At 55.4% G+C, this 17,291-nt stretch carries 15 protein-coding genes; 1 reads left to right on the forward strand and 14 read right to left on the reverse strand.

What is annotated here, in order from left to right:
* Positions 1 to 28: 28 nt before the first annotated feature.
* From BMY01_RS08570 to BMY01_RS08620, 11 genes are all read right to left on the reverse strand, one after another.
* Positions 29 to 2,887 carry a hypothetical protein gene (locus BMY01_RS08570; RefSeq protein ID WP_074746225.1) on the reverse strand — a complete coding sequence of 953 codons (2,859 nt, stop codon included), beginning with the start codon at positions 2,885 to 2,887 and terminating at the stop codon, positions 29 to 31.
* A gap of 265 nt (positions 2,888 to 3,152) precedes the next feature.
* Positions 3,153 to 3,512, reverse strand: a complete 360-nt coding sequence (gene mnhG / locus BMY01_RS08575; protein WP_074746226.1) for a monovalent cation/H(+) antiporter subunit G — start codon at positions 3,510 to 3,512, stop codon at positions 3,153 to 3,155.
* Entirely contained in the window at positions 3,509 to 3,790 is a 282-nt protein-coding gene (locus BMY01_RS08580; protein ID WP_074746230.1) for a K+/H+ antiporter subunit F, read from the reverse strand. Before BMY01_RS08580 ends, mnhG begins: the two co-directional genes overlap by 4 nt.
* Positions 3,787 to 4,275 (reverse strand): Na+/H+ antiporter subunit E, encoded by a 489-nt coding sequence (locus BMY01_RS08585; protein ID WP_074746232.1) that lies wholly within the window; start codon positions 4,273 to 4,275, stop codon positions 3,787 to 3,789. Before BMY01_RS08585 ends, BMY01_RS08580 begins: the two co-directional genes overlap by 4 nt.
* Positions 4,272 to 5,936: a monovalent cation/H+ antiporter subunit D gene (locus BMY01_RS08590; protein WP_074746234.1), complete on the reverse strand. Its 1,665-nt coding sequence runs from the start codon at positions 5,934 to 5,936 to the stop codon at positions 4,272 to 4,274. The genes BMY01_RS08585 and BMY01_RS08590 overlap by 4 nt, the downstream gene beginning before the upstream one ends.
* Positions 5,933 to 6,274: a Na+/H+ antiporter subunit C gene (locus BMY01_RS08595; RefSeq protein WP_074746236.1), complete on the reverse strand. Its 342-nt coding sequence runs from the start codon at positions 6,272 to 6,274 to the stop codon at positions 5,933 to 5,935. The genes BMY01_RS08590 and BMY01_RS08595 overlap by 4 nt, the downstream gene beginning before the upstream one ends.
* Entirely contained in the window at positions 6,274 to 9,336 is a 3,063-nt protein-coding gene (locus BMY01_RS08600) for a monovalent cation/H+ antiporter subunit A (RefSeq protein WP_074746237.1), read from the reverse strand. Before BMY01_RS08600 ends, BMY01_RS08595 begins: the two co-directional genes overlap by 1 nt.
* A gap of 385 nt (positions 9,337 to 9,721) precedes the next feature.
* Positions 9,722 to 10,255: an NlpC/P60 family protein gene (locus BMY01_RS08605; RefSeq protein WP_074746238.1), complete on the reverse strand. Its 534-nt coding sequence runs from the start codon at positions 10,253 to 10,255 to the stop codon at positions 9,722 to 9,724.
* A 226-nt stretch (positions 10,256 to 10,481) separates the two neighbouring features.
* Entirely contained in the window at positions 10,482 to 10,859 is a 378-nt protein-coding gene (locus BMY01_RS08610; RefSeq protein ID WP_074746241.1) for a VOC family protein, read from the reverse strand.
* 95 nt (positions 10,860 to 10,954) lie between these two features.
* The gene (astB, locus tag BMY01_RS08615; protein ID WP_074746243.1) at positions 10,955 to 12,298 is read right to left on the reverse strand and encodes an N-succinylarginine dihydrolase; all 1,344 of its coding nucleotides are present in this window, start codon (positions 12,296 to 12,298) and stop codon (positions 10,955 to 10,957) included.
* Between the two features lie 47 nt (positions 12,299 to 12,345).
* The gene (locus BMY01_RS08620) at positions 12,346 to 12,654 is read right to left on the reverse strand and encodes a hypothetical protein (protein ID WP_074746244.1); all 309 of its coding nucleotides are present in this window, start codon (positions 12,652 to 12,654) and stop codon (positions 12,346 to 12,348) included.
* Between the two features lie 279 nt (positions 12,655 to 12,933).
* On the opposite strand from BMY01_RS08620, the gene BMY01_RS08625 reads away from it, so the two are divergent.
* Complete coding sequence (locus BMY01_RS08625; protein WP_074746246.1) at positions 12,934 to 13,701, forward strand: hypothetical protein; 768 nt, start codon at positions 12,934 to 12,936, stop codon at positions 13,699 to 13,701.
* Between the two features lie 240 nt (positions 13,702 to 13,941).
* On the opposite strand, the gene BMY01_RS08630 is transcribed toward BMY01_RS08625, so the two are convergent.
* The 3 genes from BMY01_RS08630 to BMY01_RS08640 form a co-directional block, all read right to left on the reverse strand.
* Positions 13,942 to 14,592 (reverse strand): hypothetical protein, encoded by a 651-nt coding sequence (locus BMY01_RS08630; protein ID WP_074746251.1) that lies wholly within the window; start codon positions 14,590 to 14,592, stop codon positions 13,942 to 13,944.
* Positions 14,593 to 14,680: 88 nt separating this feature from the next.
* Positions 14,681 to 16,459 carry an ABC1 kinase family protein gene (locus tag BMY01_RS08635; RefSeq protein WP_074746253.1) on the reverse strand — a complete coding sequence of 593 codons (1,779 nt, stop codon included), beginning with the start codon at positions 16,457 to 16,459 and terminating at the stop codon, positions 14,681 to 14,683.
* 46 nt (positions 16,460 to 16,505) lie between these two features.
* Positions 16,506 to 17,186 carry an HNH endonuclease gene (locus BMY01_RS08640; RefSeq protein WP_074746255.1) on the reverse strand — a complete coding sequence of 227 codons (681 nt, stop codon included), beginning with the start codon at positions 17,184 to 17,186 and terminating at the stop codon, positions 16,506 to 16,508.
* Positions 17,187 to 17,291: the final 105 nt, after the last annotated feature.

Consider the following 17,291-nt stretch of genomic DNA (forward strand, 5'->3'; position numbering starts at 1 on the left):
TGCCTCTTTTTCGCCCGTATATCCGCGTTCAAGGCGGGGGTTCCGCAGGGACCCAGTTCCCTTCCTCGTTGGGCTCCCACGCAGGCAGCCCCGGCTCGGTGCGCAGCGTGTGCAAGGTTGTTGGCAAACGCACTTCAAAGGAATCGATCAGCTCGCCGCGATCACCTACACCGAGCATCGCCTTGAGTTCCTCTACGATGCTCAAATAATCTTCCCCAATTACGCCGGAAGGATGAGATTGCGGTACCTCGCCGGTCTCGAAGAACGCCAGCGCGAACTCCTCGAAGCCGGGCCGCACGGGTATCTGGATACGGGCAAAACCTGCGCGGAGAAATGCCGCAAACAGGGGATCGACATCGCTGGAAAGGAGCCGATAATTCCAGGTGCTCTTGCGCGCCCAGAAATAGGGCTGAAAGACATACACCATGTTCTCCCATTCAAACCAGCGGGAAAATGCGGCGACATAATTACCTTCGGCAAAAGCTTCGTCGAAATCGATTCGAGGCCGCTGCCCCGCGCTTTCAAGAATAGCGCTGAAGAGATCGTAGTGTTGTGCTGTCAGAATCGAAATTGCGCTTCTTTGCAACTCGCTGCGAATAATCGTCTGATTTTCGAGGGGATGGCGTCCTTCCGGCTCTTCCCTGCGCTCAAGGGCCAGCGCGGCAAGGCGCTCTTGATATTCCGTCTTGAGCGCAAGATAAGCCTGAAGAATGAGCGCATGGGTTTTCAGACGCCACGCCTCCATCATACCGGGCATCTGCAAGCAGCTAATCTCGATTGCGACGGTATAAGCGAGAACATTGTTGACGAGTACCGTGACAGGAATATTCTGAGGACTATCTCCTGTTTCGCCATCGAGTAAACGGGATTCGCTCTCGAAGCCGAACTCCTCCCTGCCAACGGTAATGTAAACCTCTGCTGCCGGACCGAACCCTCCTGGCGTACCTGAGACCGGCTCCGGGGGAACAGCAATGACATTGGAAGAGGCGTGGGCGATGACAGCACGGTAACCCTTGGGAATGTCCACATCCTTTGCCTCGGCCATGGGCGGAGGCAGAACACCCTCCTCAAGCGCCTGCGCCTTACCCTCCAGGGCGATGGAAATGGTCGTGATAAGGTCGGGAACCGGTTCGACACCCACAACATTGTATTTTTTCACGAACTCGCCATAGTTCTCGGGCGTGATGTCGCTTGGTGCAGCGGTAAAGGGCTCAGGCGGCGCGAAGCCGTCCGGAAGCTCGCTTTCCCGTGCGACTGACCATAGGTAGTTCGCGGCAGGTTCAGGCACCATCACCTCGATCATCAAACGCTCTCCCACTTCGCGCACCTCATACTCCATCACCTTGGTAAGCCACTGGAATATCGCGGAAACATCCGCCGCGCCGGCGGTATTGTCGAAACCGTGACCGAATTTTTCCTCAAATTCCTCCAACGTCGTGCGAGTACGCTTTTCCCGAACCTTCTCGGTTACCTTGGTCGCAGTTTTATTCGTCACTTCCCGGGCGTAAGTCGAAGCCGACTTGCGTGATTCCTCGGTTGCAAATTCGGACTCGAATCCTGTAGTCAGCTCAGCCTTGATCGGACCGTAGCTCCCGGAAATCGTCGCCCCGACATTGAACCTCTCCGATTCCTCAATGGTGAGGCCCACCTCCTGCTGCATCTCATTCCGTTCGGTCGTCTGTTCGTCGCGCTCCTGCTCAGTGCTGCGCTCGATCTCGGTTTCGAAAGATTCTTCCGTACGGGTCAATCTGCGTGTTTCCCGCGACTGCTTCTCCGATCGCAGAATAGTTTGTACGTCCGAAATCTGGTCGAGTTCATAGCGTTTGATCTGCTCGAAAACAACAATGAGGGGCATGATCCCGATGGGTCGGATGGCACCCACGCTGGTCGGAACTCTGGGTCCTTCAGGCAGAGCAATGTCACCCGCCGGCAGCATATTCTGATCGAGCATCGGGACAGTTGCAGTACCGATCATCACCAAAGAGGGTGCGATCCGCTGCTCCTGTGTCTCTCGCAGCGATTGGCCTAGCGCCGCGCTAGCCAGCCCGATCTGGTCCAGTGCCGTCGATACGGTCACATTTGAAAGATTAACGTTTACGCTTCGCAATGCCTCTCGTATGTCTGCCGGTAACCGCGCGATAGCATTTGAACGCACGCGTGCATCCCGCCCGCCCGTTACCGCGAGGTCATCCACGCCGGTTGAAAGAATTGCGACACGAGCGCGATCCAGCGCGGCAATACGGTTTGATAGCTGACGCGCTCCTCCGCCACCGCCGCGTCCACCGGAGCGGGGATCCACCGCAGGGGCCGGTGTCGGCGCAGGGTGCGGCGCCCGAGGCATGGGAAACAAGGCTCGGGGGAGTACAATGGTGCGGTGCAGAAGTGTAGCGGCTGTCTCGTCATCGAGCGTCTGATCATTTTCCGAGAGGCGTTGGACAAGGTCGATCATGCGGACCAGTCCGGTAAATATGGGCGAAAGGCGCGGGAACCGGTCCGGGAGAACGCGCAAGGCAAGCACAGTATCGAACGCGCGGTCTTTAAGATTCGCAAAGCCTGCGTCTTCGACCAGTTGATTTGCGACTGTGCCAGTTGCTTCTTCGACGGCCCTTGCAAGTGTCACACCGGAGATTGATCCGAGATTCTGCAAACGCTCGCGAAGGTCAAGGAGAGCCGAACCGAATTGAATACTTGCTGCATCCTCCGAGAACTCGTTACCCTCGAAAAACTGCGCAGCTGCTGTTCGCATACTCGCACGCGGGTCTGGATGATCAAGTGCTGCGAAAAGACCGCGACGTAACAGGGTCAGGTTACCGGGAAATACAATGCTTCCCCGGCGGGAGGCCGGACGCGGTGGGCGGATGACTCCAAATCTGAACAGTTCTTTCATATCCCTTCCCAATCATGTTTGGATCACGCCCTGCACAACGCAGCGATTGGAATGAATTGAATTCAAGTAGCGTTTTTTAACAAATAGGCGAGGAAAGGCGCCTAGTCAAGGCTATTTGCATCAGATTCTTCAGCGGCTCCCCAGATGTGAGCCACGCCGGGAATGAAGAATATTGACTGCGGTACCAAGCTGCCGGGATCCGCGAAGGTGGGGAAACTGCAGTAGGGAAAACGCTAGGATGGGGAATGGAAGGAAAGGTGAAAGGTCACCCAGGATTCGAACTATCCTGGTGTCCTGCTGTTTTTCTATCAGCATCCATTCGTCTACGGTATATCCCTGAGCGCATGAGCAGGATCGTGGTGACAGGCGATGTCGATATCATGAACAGTGTGATCAACACCTCTTGAAACACGAACCGCTCAGCGTGTATCGAAGCAATCAGTATCGATGTCAGCAGCACACACCCGAGGCCGAGTGTATTTCCCAATGTTATGCCATGCATTCGCGCAAACAGGTTGGGCAGCCGAAGCAAGCCGAGGGATCCGATCAGCGTCAACAGACTGCCTGAGATCAGCAGCAGCGAGCCGAGCAGATCGACCCAGAAAGGAATCACCCCATCCGTCATGGCTCGATCACCTCGCCACGCAAAAGGAATTTAGCCATTGCGGCTGAACCGACAAACCCGAATAGCGCAATCAACAGAGCGATGTCGAAATAAAACCGGGATCCGAACTGAATTCCCAGCGTGAGCATCATGATCATGCTGTTTACATACAGGGTATCCAACGCCAGTACGCGGTCTTCCGCGGCAGGCCCGCGCAGAAGACGGATCGCCGTAAAAATCATGGCAAGTGTGACAGCAATCAGGGCAAAGGATATCGCCCACGGCAGCATTCCATTCATTCGAATATCTCCATCAGTCGCCGCTCGTAACGCTGCTTGATGATGCGAACCCAGGCCTCCTCATCCTGTAGATCCAGGACGTGAATCGTGAGCGTGCCTCCATCAGGCGAAAGGCCGGCCCAGACGGTACCGGGCGTGGCCGTGATTATACAGGCGAGGGCGGCAAGCCCGTACGGATCACGCAGGTCCAGCGGAATTTTCATGAAAGCCGAATTAAAACGTCTCTTCGCCGGACCGAGAATGATCCCGGCCACGGCGATGTTGGAGCGGATAATATCGATCAGCACTACAAAAAACAGCCCCAATGCGGTGAGCAGATGGTGCGGGTGCGCGCGCAGTGGGCGTATTGCCGCAGTCGATGCGGTAATAGCCACCGTGAGCATCAGACCCAGCAAAAGCTGGCCCGGCGCCAGGGAATCATTCAGCAGAAGCCACAAGGCAAACAGAATGACAGTAAATAGTGTCAACGATGGCCAGCGTTTCACTGCCTGATTCCCTCCACCGGAATTGAAGGTACTGGCGAAGGCCCGGGTGCCCGACTGCCTGACAATACCGCATCGATATATATCTGCGGTGAAGACAGCGAATTACCCGCAAGATTCAGGTAATCCATTGCCGGGCCCGTCTCTATCGAGAGCGCAACGCTGAGCAGCAGCAGCACCGCAACTGGAGCCGCCTCCCCAAGATGCAGTCTTGGCGTCATGATCTCATCCGTGCTCCAGAACAAATGTATCCCCATCCGGCAGAGAGCAATGATTGCAATCAGACTCGAACCCAGCATCCCCGCCCACAGTACCCATACCGTAACCGGCGCTGGCCCCGGCGCAGTATCAGTCAGTGTGGCGGAGAGGATCAGGAATTTGGCGATAAAACCCGATAGTGGTGGCAAGCCTGCCACGAGTAACGCGCATGCCAGAAAGCTCATGCCCAGAAATGCCATCGCCGCAGGAATGACGATACCTACCACTTCATCCGTAAAATCGGTATCAACCGACTCCTGTCCGACAGGCTCCATCATCTCCAGCGGCAGCTCCTCGCCGGTTTGCCGTGTGCGGTCGATCATCTCACAAAGCATGAAGAAAGCGCCTGTCGCCAACACTGAACTTGTCAAGTAATACAGGGCTGCCCCTTTCATTGCCGTACCACCAAACCCGAGCGCCGCAAGCAACGTGCCGGCGGAAGCGATGACACAATAGGCAACCAGCCGCTGTGGCTGGCTGGCGGTGAGTATGCCCGCTGTCCCCAGCACGAGTGTAATGATGCCAATGCCAAACAGCCAGCCATCATTGAACGGCGCGGGGACGCTCGCGCCGGAAGCGCCGGACAGCAGCGACCCCAGTCGCAGCAGCGCGTAAATTCCCACCTTGGTCATAATCGAAAAAACTGCTGCCACTGGGGGTGCGGCCGTACCGTAAGCAGACGGCAGCCAGAAGTTCAGAGGCCATGCCCCCGCCTTGAGCAGAAATGCGCTGCCGAGAATGGCGATACCGGTTTCGAAAAGTATGCGCTCGTCCTGGGTGAGCAGTGAGGCGCGCGCAGCCACGTCCGCCATGTTGAGCGTTCCGGTTACTCCATAGATCAGCGAAACACCAATCAGAAAGACAAACGAACCTGCAAGATTGATCGCGATGTAGTGCAGGCCAGCCTTGACCCGAGGCTCACCCAGACCGTGCAGCAGGAGACCGTATGACGCGGCCAGCAGCACCTCCACAAATACAAACAGGTTGAAGAGATCGCCGGTCAGAAAAGCCCCGTTTACCCCCATGATCAGGAACTGGAACAGCGATTGGAAATGCGGACCAGCCTTGCGCCAGCGCGCCAGAGCGTAGATCAGGGAAGTCAATGCCAGCACCGCATTGAGCACCAGCATCAGAGCAGACAATCGATCCAGCACCAGCACGATGCCGAAGGGCGCCTCCCAGCCACCGAGCAGATATACCGCAATACCATCCGGCCAGATACTCGGAACAGCATCGCTTGCAATATAGGCGAGCGCGAGTGCCACGAGTAAATTTGCCAAGGTGGCAACAAGGGCGATAATGGTGCGCGGAGCACGCCGGGCTTCGGCGAACAGCAGCATGACTGCTCCCGCAACCAATGGGATCACTATCGGAAATATCGGAAGATGATTCACCCAGCCATTCATGCTTCCGGGTCCCCGTCGACATGATCATTGCCCGTCAACCCTCGTGAAGCCAGCAACACAACCAGAAAGAGCGCAGTCATGGCAAAACCAATGACGATTGCGGTGAGCACAAGCGCCTGCGGCACGGGGTCGTCATACAGGGAAGGATCTGCCTTTGCCGCAGTTTCGATGATGGGCGCGCCTCCTATCATGAGTCGCCCCATTCCAAAGATGAACAGATTGACCGAATACGACAGCAGAGAAAGTCCCATGATGACCTGAAAGGTGCGGGGGCGCAGCACCAGCCAGACACCCGAAGCGGTCAGAACGCCAATAGCAAGCGCATAGATTGCCTCCATCAATCCTCCCTTTCCTTCGGAGGCGAAACATGGGGAAGCTTTTGCCTTCCGGCTTCCATAGGCGCATAATCAGTCGGGGCCGTTGAAGCGACGGGGAGAGATAGCGAGGCGGATGCATGGCCGCTTGCGCCTTGCCCTGCCGGGAAACCCGGCACCTCCTTCGGCGTTTCAACTTCTGCTATTTCGTGCTTGCGGTGCGCGCGTCTTGACTGGTGGGCAAGCGCCACCAGGATCAACACCGCTGCGCCAATCACCAGAAAAAAGACACCCAGATCGAACAGCAACACCGTTGATAGGTGCATCTCGCCGATTATTGGCAAAGTGCCATGCCATGCCATTGCAGAAAGAAATGGACGCGCCGCCAGCCACGCTGACATACCCGCACCGGCAGCACACAGTAACCCCGCTGCAAGCCAGTATTGGGGGAAAATACGGGTACGGGATTCTGCCCAGGCAGTGCCTCCCACGAGATATTGCAAAATGACTGCTGTCGTGACGATCAACCCCGCTACGAAGCCGCCGCCCGGTTCGTTGTGCCCGCGCAATAAAAAATAAATCGCCACCATGCCCGAAACCGGCAGCAGCAACTGCACGAATACCGCTGGCACCATCATTGGCCCAGCGGGCAACAACGCATGCGGATCTGATGGCAGGGCTCCGATCTGTGCATCCTGCTCCTGCTGTTTTGCGGGCACCGTCATGGTCTCAGCAGCGGGGCGGAACCTCCGCAACAGCGCGAACACAGTCAATGCCACGATGCCCAGCACAGTTATCTCACCCATCGTATCGAAACCGCGGAAATCAACCAGGATCACATTGATGACATTCGATCCACCTGCCAGGGGCAGTGAATTCTCGATAAAAAAAGGCGAAATGCCTTCTCCGGCGGACCGGGTCAAAATTGCGTAGCTCAATCCGGTGATACCGATACCTGCACAAATCGCGATCACCAGATCCCGCGATCGGCGACCTTCGGCGCGCATACGCACCGGAAGCGGCACCGTTTCATGGTCCAGCGATTTATCGCGCGGCGGCAGCCAGCGCAGACCCAGCAGAAGCAGGACAAGTGTGACAACCTCTACGATAAGCTGCGTCAGTGCCAGGTCAGGCGCGGAAAACCAGACGAAGGTCATGCAGGTTGCCAACCCCGCCACGCCTGACAAGGTCAATGCAGCAAGGCGGTGATACTTTGCCTGGGCAGCGGCCGCGATTGCACAGACCGCGCCGATCAGCCACAGCGCCGCAAAAGCCGGTTCAACCGGAAGCGGCGGTTTATCACCCACGGGCAGGCCGCCCCTGGAGAGCGGTATCAGCGCACTGGCAAACACGGCAATGATAAGCAGCAGCATCTGGACCTGCAGATGCTCGGTGGATAGCCATCGCAAAAGGCGAATTGCCAGCCTGTCAAGCTTTTCGATCATGAATTCGAAAATACGCCTGCCGTCGAAACGCTCGATCAGCGGTACTACTGTCGTGCCCTGTTGATATTCTCCCAGTGCCCGATACAGGAGGATTCCGCCTACCATCGCGGCTAGGCTCATCATGAGAGGGAGATTGAAGCCATGCCATACTGCGAGGCTATGGAACGGCGTGTTTTCTCCAAGGATGGACCGCGACGCCATGTTCAGGTACGACCCAACGGTTCTGGCGGGAAACATTCCAACCACCAGACAGGCCGTGACAAGCAGCGCGCTGGGAAACAGCATCCAGCGTGGCGGCTCGTGGGGCTTTTTCGGGAGGTCTTCCGCCGGGGGCCCGAAAAACACTTGCAGAATAAAACGCAGCGAATAGGCAACGCTGAGTATTCCCCAAACCACAGCCATTGCCGGCAGGCCGATACGTGTGATCGGGTGCCCGCTGACAAACACAGTCTCGGCAAAAAACATCTCTTTTGAAAGAAAACCATTGAACAAAGGCACACCCGCCATGGACGCGGCACCGACGGCAGCCAATGTGGCGGTGATGGGCATGGCACGCCGCAAACCGCTCAAACGTGATAAATCGCGCGTGCCGGTCTCGTGATCGACCATGCCTGCCGCCATGAAAAGCGATGCCTTGAATGTAGCGTGGTTCATGATATGAAAAATTGCGGCTATCAACGCGAGGGGACTGTTCAACCCGAGCAGCAGCGTAATCAGACCCAGATGACTGATAGTGGAATATGCCAGCACACCCTTCATATCCCGTTGAAACACTGCTGCGTATGCGCCCAGCACGAGCGAAAGAAGACCTGCCGTGCCGATCATCCAGAACCATTCTTCGGTACCCGCAAGCACAGGCCAGAGCCGGACAAGCAGGAAAACACCTGCTTTGACCATCGTTGCCGAATGGAGATAGACAGATACGGGTGTAGGCGCCGCCATGGCATGCGGCAACCAGAAATGAAATGGAAATTGTGCGCTTTTAGTCAACGCTCCCAATCCGATCAGGATCAGCATGGGCACATACCAGGAATGTGCGCGGATCAGATCGCCCGAGGCAAGCACACGATCCAGATCATAGCTCCCCGCTACCCATCCGAGCATCAGGACTCCGGCAAGCAGGCAAAGACCACCGGCTGCCGTCACGGTCAATGCCATGCGGGCACCATGGCGGGCATCCGGCCGGTGATACCAGTATGCTATCAACATGAAAGACGTCAGACTCGTCAGCTCCCAGAACACTGCCAGTTGAATCAGGTTGCCGGACAGCACGACACCCAGCATCGCGCCCATGAAAGCGAGAAAGAACGAGAAAAAACGGGGAACCGGGTCTTGTGCTGCCATGTAATAGCGCGCATACAGTACAACCAGGGCTCCCATCACTGTAACCAGCATTGCGAACAGCCAGGCAAAGCCATCCAGGCGAAACGTGAAGTCGAGACCCAATTGAGGAATCCAGTGCACCGCTTCCCGTATCACCTCCCCTTCAGCTATTGGCGGATACAACCGGACAGTGAGAATGACGCACGCCACCGCAACGGTACCCGCGAGCCAGGCGGCGACGTTGCGCGCGTGGGATGGCAGAAACGCGGCGCAGAGGCTACCGGAGAAGGGCAGGACAACTATCCAGATCAACGACATGAACTATCGATATGATTTACTGCGAACAAGGCCCACCCGTGCCGACCGGAATTTTCCGAAAAAGGAAACAGGAGCGCGACCAGCCAGGAACCTCTGGGCGCACACCCTGTAAGGACTGTCCCGGGAAGTTCTCAAGGTGAAATGCGGATGGATCGGGCATAGGCAGCATTCTCATGCCCAGGGGGAGAACTGTTAAGAAATTGCTCAAGTGCAGACAGAACTCAGGCACGCATCAGACCGCCTGCTTGAATAATACCATCGGACAGAATCTCTTGACGATTTGTTATTAGATCAGCGCCTCCACCTGCCTCTATCTCACCGTCCTAGGTTTCCAGGGGCAATGATGAAGCAGTAATATAACAGCGGAAACAACAGGAAGAGTTTCTTACATATCCAGCCGCTTCGCTTTCCAGTAGGCGGATTTCCAGTAGCCCTCGTTCAATCCTGAAATGGTCACACCGTAGGTGCTTGAAGCATGGAGAAATCTGCCGTCTTCGATATAGACACCTACATGCCGGCCCCTCCAGCCTGTCTTGAAAAAAACAAGATCTCCCGCTCTCAGTTCACTTTTACTGACACTCTCTCCCAGTTGCGCCTGGAACTCGGTCGAGCGCGGCAATATCACACCCAGCTTGGTCTTGAATGTCACCTGAACGAAACCGGAGCAGTCGATGCCGTTCTTGCTCATGCCGCCAATCCGATATCGGGTATGTTTCCACTGGTTGTACTGCTCATACAGCATTTTCTTCACCAGCGGCGTCTTCTCAAGATCTACCTTGGCGCCGGGTGCATGAGTAACTCCGGGTGCATGAGTAACTCCGGGGGCATGAGTAACTTTCGTGCCCTTTTCTGGTACGCTGCTGCATCCGACCAATCCAATGGTCAGAGGGACAATCATGAACCAGATGCTTTTTTTCATAGCACCCTCCCCAATTTCAGGTTATTGTTTTCCCATGCGACATTCCGCAAGGTTTGTAAGTATTATGGGCAGCAGCACGAGGGCCGCTCTGATGCTCCTCCTTAATGCCCCTCCTTAAGGCATAGAATTCTAGGACATCGCTTGCCAGCTCATCAATATGGAAGATCGGCCGCTTCTTCCATTATCAAAGATAGCAAGGCGGGATATATCGGACAACGCTTATGTTTCAAGAAATCTTGTAATCAACCGTCAGCATTTCCAGCAGATGTCCTGCGGGATCGCGGAAATAGACGCCGCGCCCCCCGTCGTTGTGGTTGATGCTCATGTTTTCGGGATCGAAAGGGCCGCTGCCATACTTGATGTTCTCCGTTTTCAACCTGCTGAAGATCTCGTCGAACTCCTGCTCCGTGACCTTGAATGCATAATGGTTCGAATCGAATTTTTCCCGGTTATCGAAATCCAGAGAAAGTGTGTCGTTCACTTTTACCACAATGAAATGAGAAAACGGGCCGACATACCGGAAACCGAATATTCTCGAATAGAACCGTGCGGATTCCTCCTTGTCGCGCGCCGGTACGATAGTGTGATTGAGCGTGATGGCCATGAATTCCTCCGGGAATGATTGGCAGAGGTTGTTTGTTCAGATTCAGCAGCGCTTCCGGATTCCACTGCCGATTGCTGCTAAAATGCTGACAAGGTTTAAAGCCGCTGGAAATCGTACAGCGAGCCAAATCCCAGTATAGTCGTCAGTTCGTCCAATGCAGCACGGCTCTCCTGCAGGAGAGCCGGATCATCCAGGTCAGTTGGTGAAAGGCGCTCGCGATAATGCTTTTCGATCCATGCCTTGAGTTCATTGTAGAGGCACTCATCAAGAATCACACGGCTGTTTTTTTGCACAGCATCGAGTTCCGGTTCGGTTAGCACGACACGAAGTCGCAGGCAAGCAGGCCCTCCCCCGTTTTTCATGCTTTGGCGCAAATCTACGTACTCGACATGTGCAATGGGATTAGCCGCATCCTGCACAACTCGTTCGAGAAAGGTTTTGGCAGAGTGAGATTCCCGGCATTCCGAGGGCGCGAGGATCATCATCTCGTTACCGGGAAGAGTAAGGAGCTGGCTATTAAAGAGATAAGTCCTGACCGCCTCGGCAAGCGTAATATCTTCTTCCCCAGCCCTGATGAAGTGAATCGGCCAGTCGCAGGCCTTTGTAATTCTAGCTTCGGTTTCCTCCCACTCCCGGTATGCCGCTTCGTGGTAAAACAGGACATCGCAGTTTGCTACTGCCAGCACGTCGTTATGAAACGCCCCTGCATCGATGGCCACAGGGCCTTGCTGCACGAACAATTCCTTTCCACGCTTGATTCGGTGCAACCTCGCAACCGCTTCGCTGGCCTCCAGCGACTGGCGTGCAGGAAATCGCAGAGGCTTGGGAATATCGCGGCTGGCAGAGCGGCCAAAGACAAAAATCTCCACGCCGGTTTCACCGTGCTTCGGGCAGAGACGCATGTGGTTGGCAGCGCCCTCATCTCCAAAATAAAGATTGGACGGCAGGGGATCGTGGTGCACAAAATAGCGCTCATTACTGAACACCCGCTTCAAAACGGCACTGGTAACAGGCGCCTCGATGCTTCGATGAAGTTGCGAGGGTAGATTGGCAGCCGTAAGATGTACCTTGCCATCCTCGGTGTCGGCGCTCGGCGAAACAGTGGCGGCATTGGCTACCCACATGCTGGATGCGGACGAGCAGGCGCGCAGAAGCCCAGGGGCAACTGTTGCCGCGCACCGGATGACGGCGGTATCCTCCCCGACAAATCCCAGCTTTCGGAGCACCGAAACAGCTGGACGATCCTGCGGCGGCAGAACGCCCTGCATGATGCCGAGATCAGAAAGCCGTTTCATTTTTTCCAACCCCTGCAATGCAGCTTCGCGGGGATTGGAATTTGTCAGGGCGCTCTCTGCAGAAGCGATGTTTCCTACCGCCAATCCACCATAATTGTGCGTGGGACCTACCAACCCGTCAAAATTGACTTCGTAAGCGTTCATCGCTTTGCAAATGGAGTGTCAGAGTGCACTTTGTCGACCGAGGAATCTTAAGCCTGCGGCCGGGATTGGGCAGTGTCTACTTCTTTTTTAACCGGAAGAAACGCGCTGGCGCAAGCCTGTTCGAGCCGCCGCGCCTTTTTTTCCAGCGCGCCCACCACCAGCTTCTGGACACGCCTGTGAGGAAGCGCCTCACCCGCCGCCCATCGCGAAACCGTAGACGGAGCAAACTCGAACTCGGCTGCAATGGCACGCTGCGAGACTCCTGCAATATCGCCATGCTGAACCAACCAGGAAAATTCGGCCGCATCTCCGCTCCATTCTGCGCAAAGCTGCCGATACTGCTCTACTGTAACCATTACTTTCCGTACCTCATTAGCAAATATCCAAAGCATTCAACCGTGCAGCACGCAATTATTTATATATTCTTTTCTTTTTTGTGTCAAAACATTATCTCGAGCCATGCAATGGCTTGTTCAGAAATCGGCTGATATCCATGGATTTGGCCATTGATTGAATTCTATGGAATAGATCCCATCTAACACCGCTATTCCAGGAGGCGTCTGCCAGTATCTGTCATAACTCCTCCTTTTTTCCTTTTTGCCATCGGAATACGACAAGCGCGACAGGAGAGCGAGATGTCAGGCACTACTCATGCAACCATCCGGTCAGCAGGCCTTGGGGATGTTGAGCACATATTGGCGGAATATCGGCAAGCTGTTGCAGAACTGCCCCGGGAAGAATCCGCAAACCTGTTGTGGCGGCCTTATGATGAATTCAAGGCCGCAGTCGAGAACGGTCTGTTTTTTATCATAGAGAATGCCATGGGTAGTTTCATGGCAGGTGCTGGTGTGTTCGATCTGCCAGGTTCGGCCGAAAAAGAACTGGGGATGTGTTACGTAAAGAAGGAGTGGAGAGGCTACGGATTGCAGAACCTCCTTTTGCAAATCAGAATTTGCGCTGCGACACTCGGTCACGTTCCGGATAAAAGCGGGGACGATACCGCCACAGAAAGCTTTGCGGCGTTAATCACCGGAGTAAAGCCGGCCAATGAACATTCTGCTGTCAATACGGAACGGCTTGGCTTCGAACCTCTCCTGACACCCCCATCGGCGTTGTTCAATGCCTGCGCTTCCTGCCGGACGCCTCCGGACTCAGGACGGAAGTGCTGCTGCGATTTTTTCTATCTGTCCGACGCTAGACGCGCAGATGCCATCGAAAAAAGCCTGCAGATGAAAAATTGGAGCCGAACACGAAACGGGCATGAGCTTATCGTGGCGTTGAAAATTCGCCACCTGCTTGATGCCGACTTCCGGAAGGCGCTGCACGATATTGTGCAAGAACTGCGCGTACAGGAACTGCGGGTTCCAACGAGCCGGCTTCTTGAAAATCCTGATCGGGGATGATGCATTTTGCCCGGAGCCTTTGGGTCTGTCGATGTCACCGCGGGTGTTCTATGAGCTTTTGCAGAGGAAGGCAAGGCATGTGCAAGAGCGGTTTTCCCTCGCTGTCACGGTTGCCCCCTCCCGCCATTACACGGCAGCCTCGCCTGCAAAATACGGTTTGAAATCCCGGGCTCATGCACCGGCGGGAGGCCAAACGGATCGTGGTATTTGTGAATATTTTCCTTTTGGCAATGCTCCTGCTTACTCTGCCTTATTCTCCCCCCGCGGACTGGCGGGCTTGCGGTTGAAGGAACCCCTCTCCGGAACGGATGGAAGATCTGTGAAGGTATGCGACAACATGAAGAGAACCGTGTAGTCATTGTAGTAGGCATCCCCCAGAAAAGCAGAGGTCGAGCCAAGAAAATTCCCGGCTGGCAAGCCAAAGACATTCAGGCGAAATTTCGCATATCCGGTCTGATACTGGGATTTATAGAGCGCCAATTCCGGCAGCGAAAATGGAATGAATTGACTCTGGACCGGAGGCATTCCCATGAATGTCCCCGATAATTCTGTTCCCAGGGCCTCCACGACCACGTCGACCCGATGTGTGGCATCCTTGCCGTCTTTCTGCACCAGATAACCCCGCTGCCCCAGCCATCCGGCTAAAACCTGCTGCAGAAAAGCCTGGTCGGGCGTCATGCCTACCGTGTTGATCGCCACGCTCGCTCCGCGGGGGATGAGCAGGAATTCCCCTGGCTCGTTGGGAAAGCTTCTTTTTACTGCTTCACTCAGGAGGAGCTGTTCGACAGCTGTTCTTGATGATTGAGTGTTGCGCTGCGTAGTCGAACACCCGGCTACCAGTACGATGGCGATTGCCAAAGTAAGGGTTTGCAAGAAATTGATTGTTCTCATTGTTCTATCCTGGTTTCTGCTACTGGAAGAAAGAATGAAATAGGCAGCATATGAATACGAGCACACGCAAACAAACGCAATCCTGCGATCAATCGCCTCGTGGCTTCCTCTCGCGATCGGCCTTATTGGCCCGGGAAATCGCCGAAAACAGCCATATTGCGCCAATCGTTGCACAGGCAAACCCGAGCAGACTGAAGAAAGGGACCCCCCATAGAGTGGGCCCAGTGGAGACTGCCATCACGACTGAGGAACCCACGATGACAGCGGCAACCACAATACCCACGACCAGCCGGTTGACCGCACCGTCCAGTTGATCACCAACGTGTTTGAGATGCGCCACCTCGATATGAATATCCACTTTGCCCCGACGGGCAGAACGCAACAATCGCGAGAGATCGCGAGGCAAATTGCTTAGCAGACTTGCCAGCTCGATGGCTGTGCGCCATCCGCGCTTTGCCATTGCGGCCGGCGCGTAACGGATTGCCATTGCATCCCGCAACAGGGGCAGTGCCTCGCCTGCAATATCCAGTTCCGGATCGAGCTCTCTTCCTGTGCCTTCAAGCGTAATGAATGCCTTGAAAAAGAGCGCAAGATCAGGCGGCAGATGCAGCCGATGTCCGCGCAGGATGGCAACAAGGTCTGCAAGCATGGAGCCAAGCTTGAGCTGCTTTAAAGGGACGCCCAGATATTGATCGACAAACAACTGGATTTCAGTCTTAAGCGCTTCTTCGTTGACATCACCCTCCCCGGTCCAGTCGAGCAACACATCGGCCACCGCGGCGGAATCATACTGAACCAGCCCGAGTAAAAGATGGATCAGCTCTCCGCGCCGTGCTTCTCCCAGCAGGCCGATCATGCCAAAATCGATGAAGGCAATTCGGTTGCCCGGAAGATAAAACAGGTTGCCAGGGTGCGGGTCCGCGTGGAACAACCCATCCACCAGAATCATTTTTATCACCGCCCCCACCCCACGGCGGGCGAGAACCCTGCGGTCGAGACCAGCCCGATCGACCGCCGCAACATCGCGACCAGGAATGCCTCGAATATACTCCTGCACACATACGCGTTCACCGGTCCATTGCCAATAAACCTTGGGAATGACAATGAGTGGAAGTAACGAAGAAGATTCATCCTCGCCGGCAGGAGGATGTGTCAAGGGCAAAATGGGCGAGGCCTCGTCCGAGTAGCCGGCGAAGTTCGAGGCAATACGTTCCGCATGCCGGCACTCAGCACCAAAATCGAGTTCACGCCGGAGTGACTGTGTAAATTGCGCAACCACTTCCTGCCAGTGGAAGTGGCGCAGTTCCGAGTTGCTGGTTTCGATGAGTTCGGCAAGCCTTGAGAGCCAGCGCAAATCCGCTTCAACCACCACTCGAATGCCGGGTCGCCGCACCTTGACCACAACTTCGGTGCCATCTTCCAACCGTGCAAGATGAACCTGGGCAATAGATCCGGCGGCAAACGGCTCCGGCTCAAAGGCGGCAAATATTTCCTCCGGGGGGGCGCCCAGATCCTCAGTGAGCTGCTGATGGACTTCGGGATAAGGGGAAGCCGGTGTACTGTCCTGCAGCTTGCTGAATTCAGCGATCCATTCGGGATCGAAAAGATCGACGCGTGTTGCCAGAATCTGGCCGAGCTTGACGAAGGTAGGTCCCATCTCCTCCATCGCGCGCCGCACACTCGCTTGAGGTTCAAGCTGTGCCAGTTCGGTGGCCTCACTCCAATGCAATGCGCGTCCGGCACGCTCCAGCGCATGGGCAAACCCGAGCCGGCGCACCACATCCCCGAAACCATGCCGTATGAGGATTGAAGCAATCTCGTGCAGGCGTCCGAGATCCCGCGCTGCGGTCATTGCCTGCCAGAGCATCAGCTCTCCCCCGGATTCATGATTTCAACCCGACCTTCACCTTTATCTAATCCCGTTCCAGTCTCTGCACTGTGTCATACAGCCACGCTTCCACCGCGTGAGCATTGGCGCCGTAATGTATCTCGCGATGACAATTGGGACATAGCGCCACTGCATTGGAAACAGCATCGGCTCCGCCATCAGCCAGGCCCTGAACGTAATGCAATTCGAGATAAGGTAATCCATCCGCCCCTTGAAATGGAGCGGGTTTTTCGCATGATTCGCAAGTTCCTGCTGCCTGCTGCAACACCCATGCCTTCACGCTGGGATCACGCTGTAATTGCGCAACAGATATGCGTCGTCGTTTAGGGCGGGGATTACCGCTGGGCTTGGGAAGGTCTTTCTGTTCCGTTGCCTCGCGCACAGCAATCTCAAAGGCGGCTACTGGAACCACCTTTTGTCCACTGGTCTGCTCCAGTAATTGTTCGACCCGCGCAGCAACAAGAGGCTCGATATTTTTTGCCGGCTTCAGCCCGGTCATCCATCCGCGTCCCATCAGTGAAAGAACATAGGAAATGTTCTGCATGCGAGATTCAAAAGCCTGTTCGCTGCGGCCGAACATTTCCACCAGCTTTTTGTAATACTGCTTCTTTACAATGAGCTGCCCAGTACGCTCATTGCGCTGCATCTCAACGTAAGCTTCAACGCAAGCCTTCAGTTCTTCATCGCTCCAGGAAACGTCATCCATACTTTTCCGCCAGTTAACGAACCACAGTCAGGATTATGACGCGGCGCTCCCACCTGTGCAAATTCGACCTCTGCAATAGGTGCGTCACCGCACAGAACACGACAG

Source organism: Nitrosospira multiformis (assembly GCF_900110185.1).
GTDB lineage: Bacteria > Pseudomonadota > Gammaproteobacteria > Burkholderiales > Nitrosomonadaceae > Nitrosospira > Nitrosospira multiformis_A.

What these genes read in the sequence shown, in the direction of transcription:
- BMY01_RS08570 (WP_074746225.1), bottom strand. Translation starts at nt 2,887, where the DNA reads ATGAAAGAACTGTTCAGATTTGGAGTCATCCGCCCACCGCGTCCGGCC.
- mnhG (WP_074746226.1), bottom strand. Translation starts at nt 3,512, where the DNA reads ATGACGGATGGGGTGATTCCTTTCTGGGTCGATCTGCTCGGCTCGCTG.
- BMY01_RS08580 (WP_074746230.1), bottom strand. Translation starts at nt 3,790, where the DNA reads ATGAATGGAATGCTGCCGTGGGCGATATCCTTTGCCCTGATTGCTGTC.
- BMY01_RS08590 (WP_074746234.1), bottom strand. Translation starts at nt 5,936, where the DNA reads ATGAATGGCTGGGTGAATCATCTTCCGATATTTCCGATAGTGATCCCA.
- BMY01_RS08595 (WP_074746236.1), bottom strand. Translation starts at nt 6,274, where the DNA reads ATGGAGGCAATCTATGCGCTTGCTATTGGCGTTCTGACCGCTTCGGGT.
- BMY01_RS08600 (WP_074746237.1), bottom strand. Translation starts at nt 9,336, where the DNA reads ATGTCGTTGATCTGGATAGTTGTCCTGCCCTTCTCCGGTAGCCTCTGC.
- BMY01_RS08605 (WP_074746238.1), bottom strand. Translation starts at nt 10,255, where the DNA reads ATGAAAAAAAGCATCTGGTTCATGATTGTCCCTCTGACCATTGGATTG.
- BMY01_RS08610 (WP_074746241.1), bottom strand. Translation starts at nt 10,859, where the DNA reads ATGGCCATCACGCTCAATCACACTATCGTACCGGCGCGCGACAAGGAG.
- astB (WP_074746243.1), bottom strand. Translation starts at nt 12,298, where the DNA reads ATGAACGCTTACGAAGTCAATTTTGACGGGTTGGTAGGTCCCACGCAC.
- BMY01_RS08620 (WP_074746244.1), bottom strand. Translation starts at nt 12,654, where the DNA reads ATGGTTACAGTAGAGCAGTATCGGCAGCTTTGCGCAGAATGGAGCGGA.
- BMY01_RS08625 (WP_074746246.1), top strand. Translation starts at nt 12,934, where the DNA reads ATGTCAGGCACTACTCATGCAACCATCCGGTCAGCAGGCCTTGGGGAT.
- BMY01_RS08630 (WP_074746251.1), bottom strand. Translation starts at nt 14,592, where the DNA reads ATGAGAACAATCAATTTCTTGCAAACCCTTACTTTGGCAATCGCCATC.
- BMY01_RS08635 (WP_074746253.1), bottom strand. Translation starts at nt 16,459, where the DNA reads ATGCTCTGGCAGGCAATGACCGCAGCGCGGGATCTCGGACGCCTGCAC.
- BMY01_RS08640 (WP_074746255.1), bottom strand. Translation starts at nt 17,186, where the DNA reads ATGGATGACGTTTCCTGGAGCGATGAAGAACTGAAGGCTTGCGTTGAA.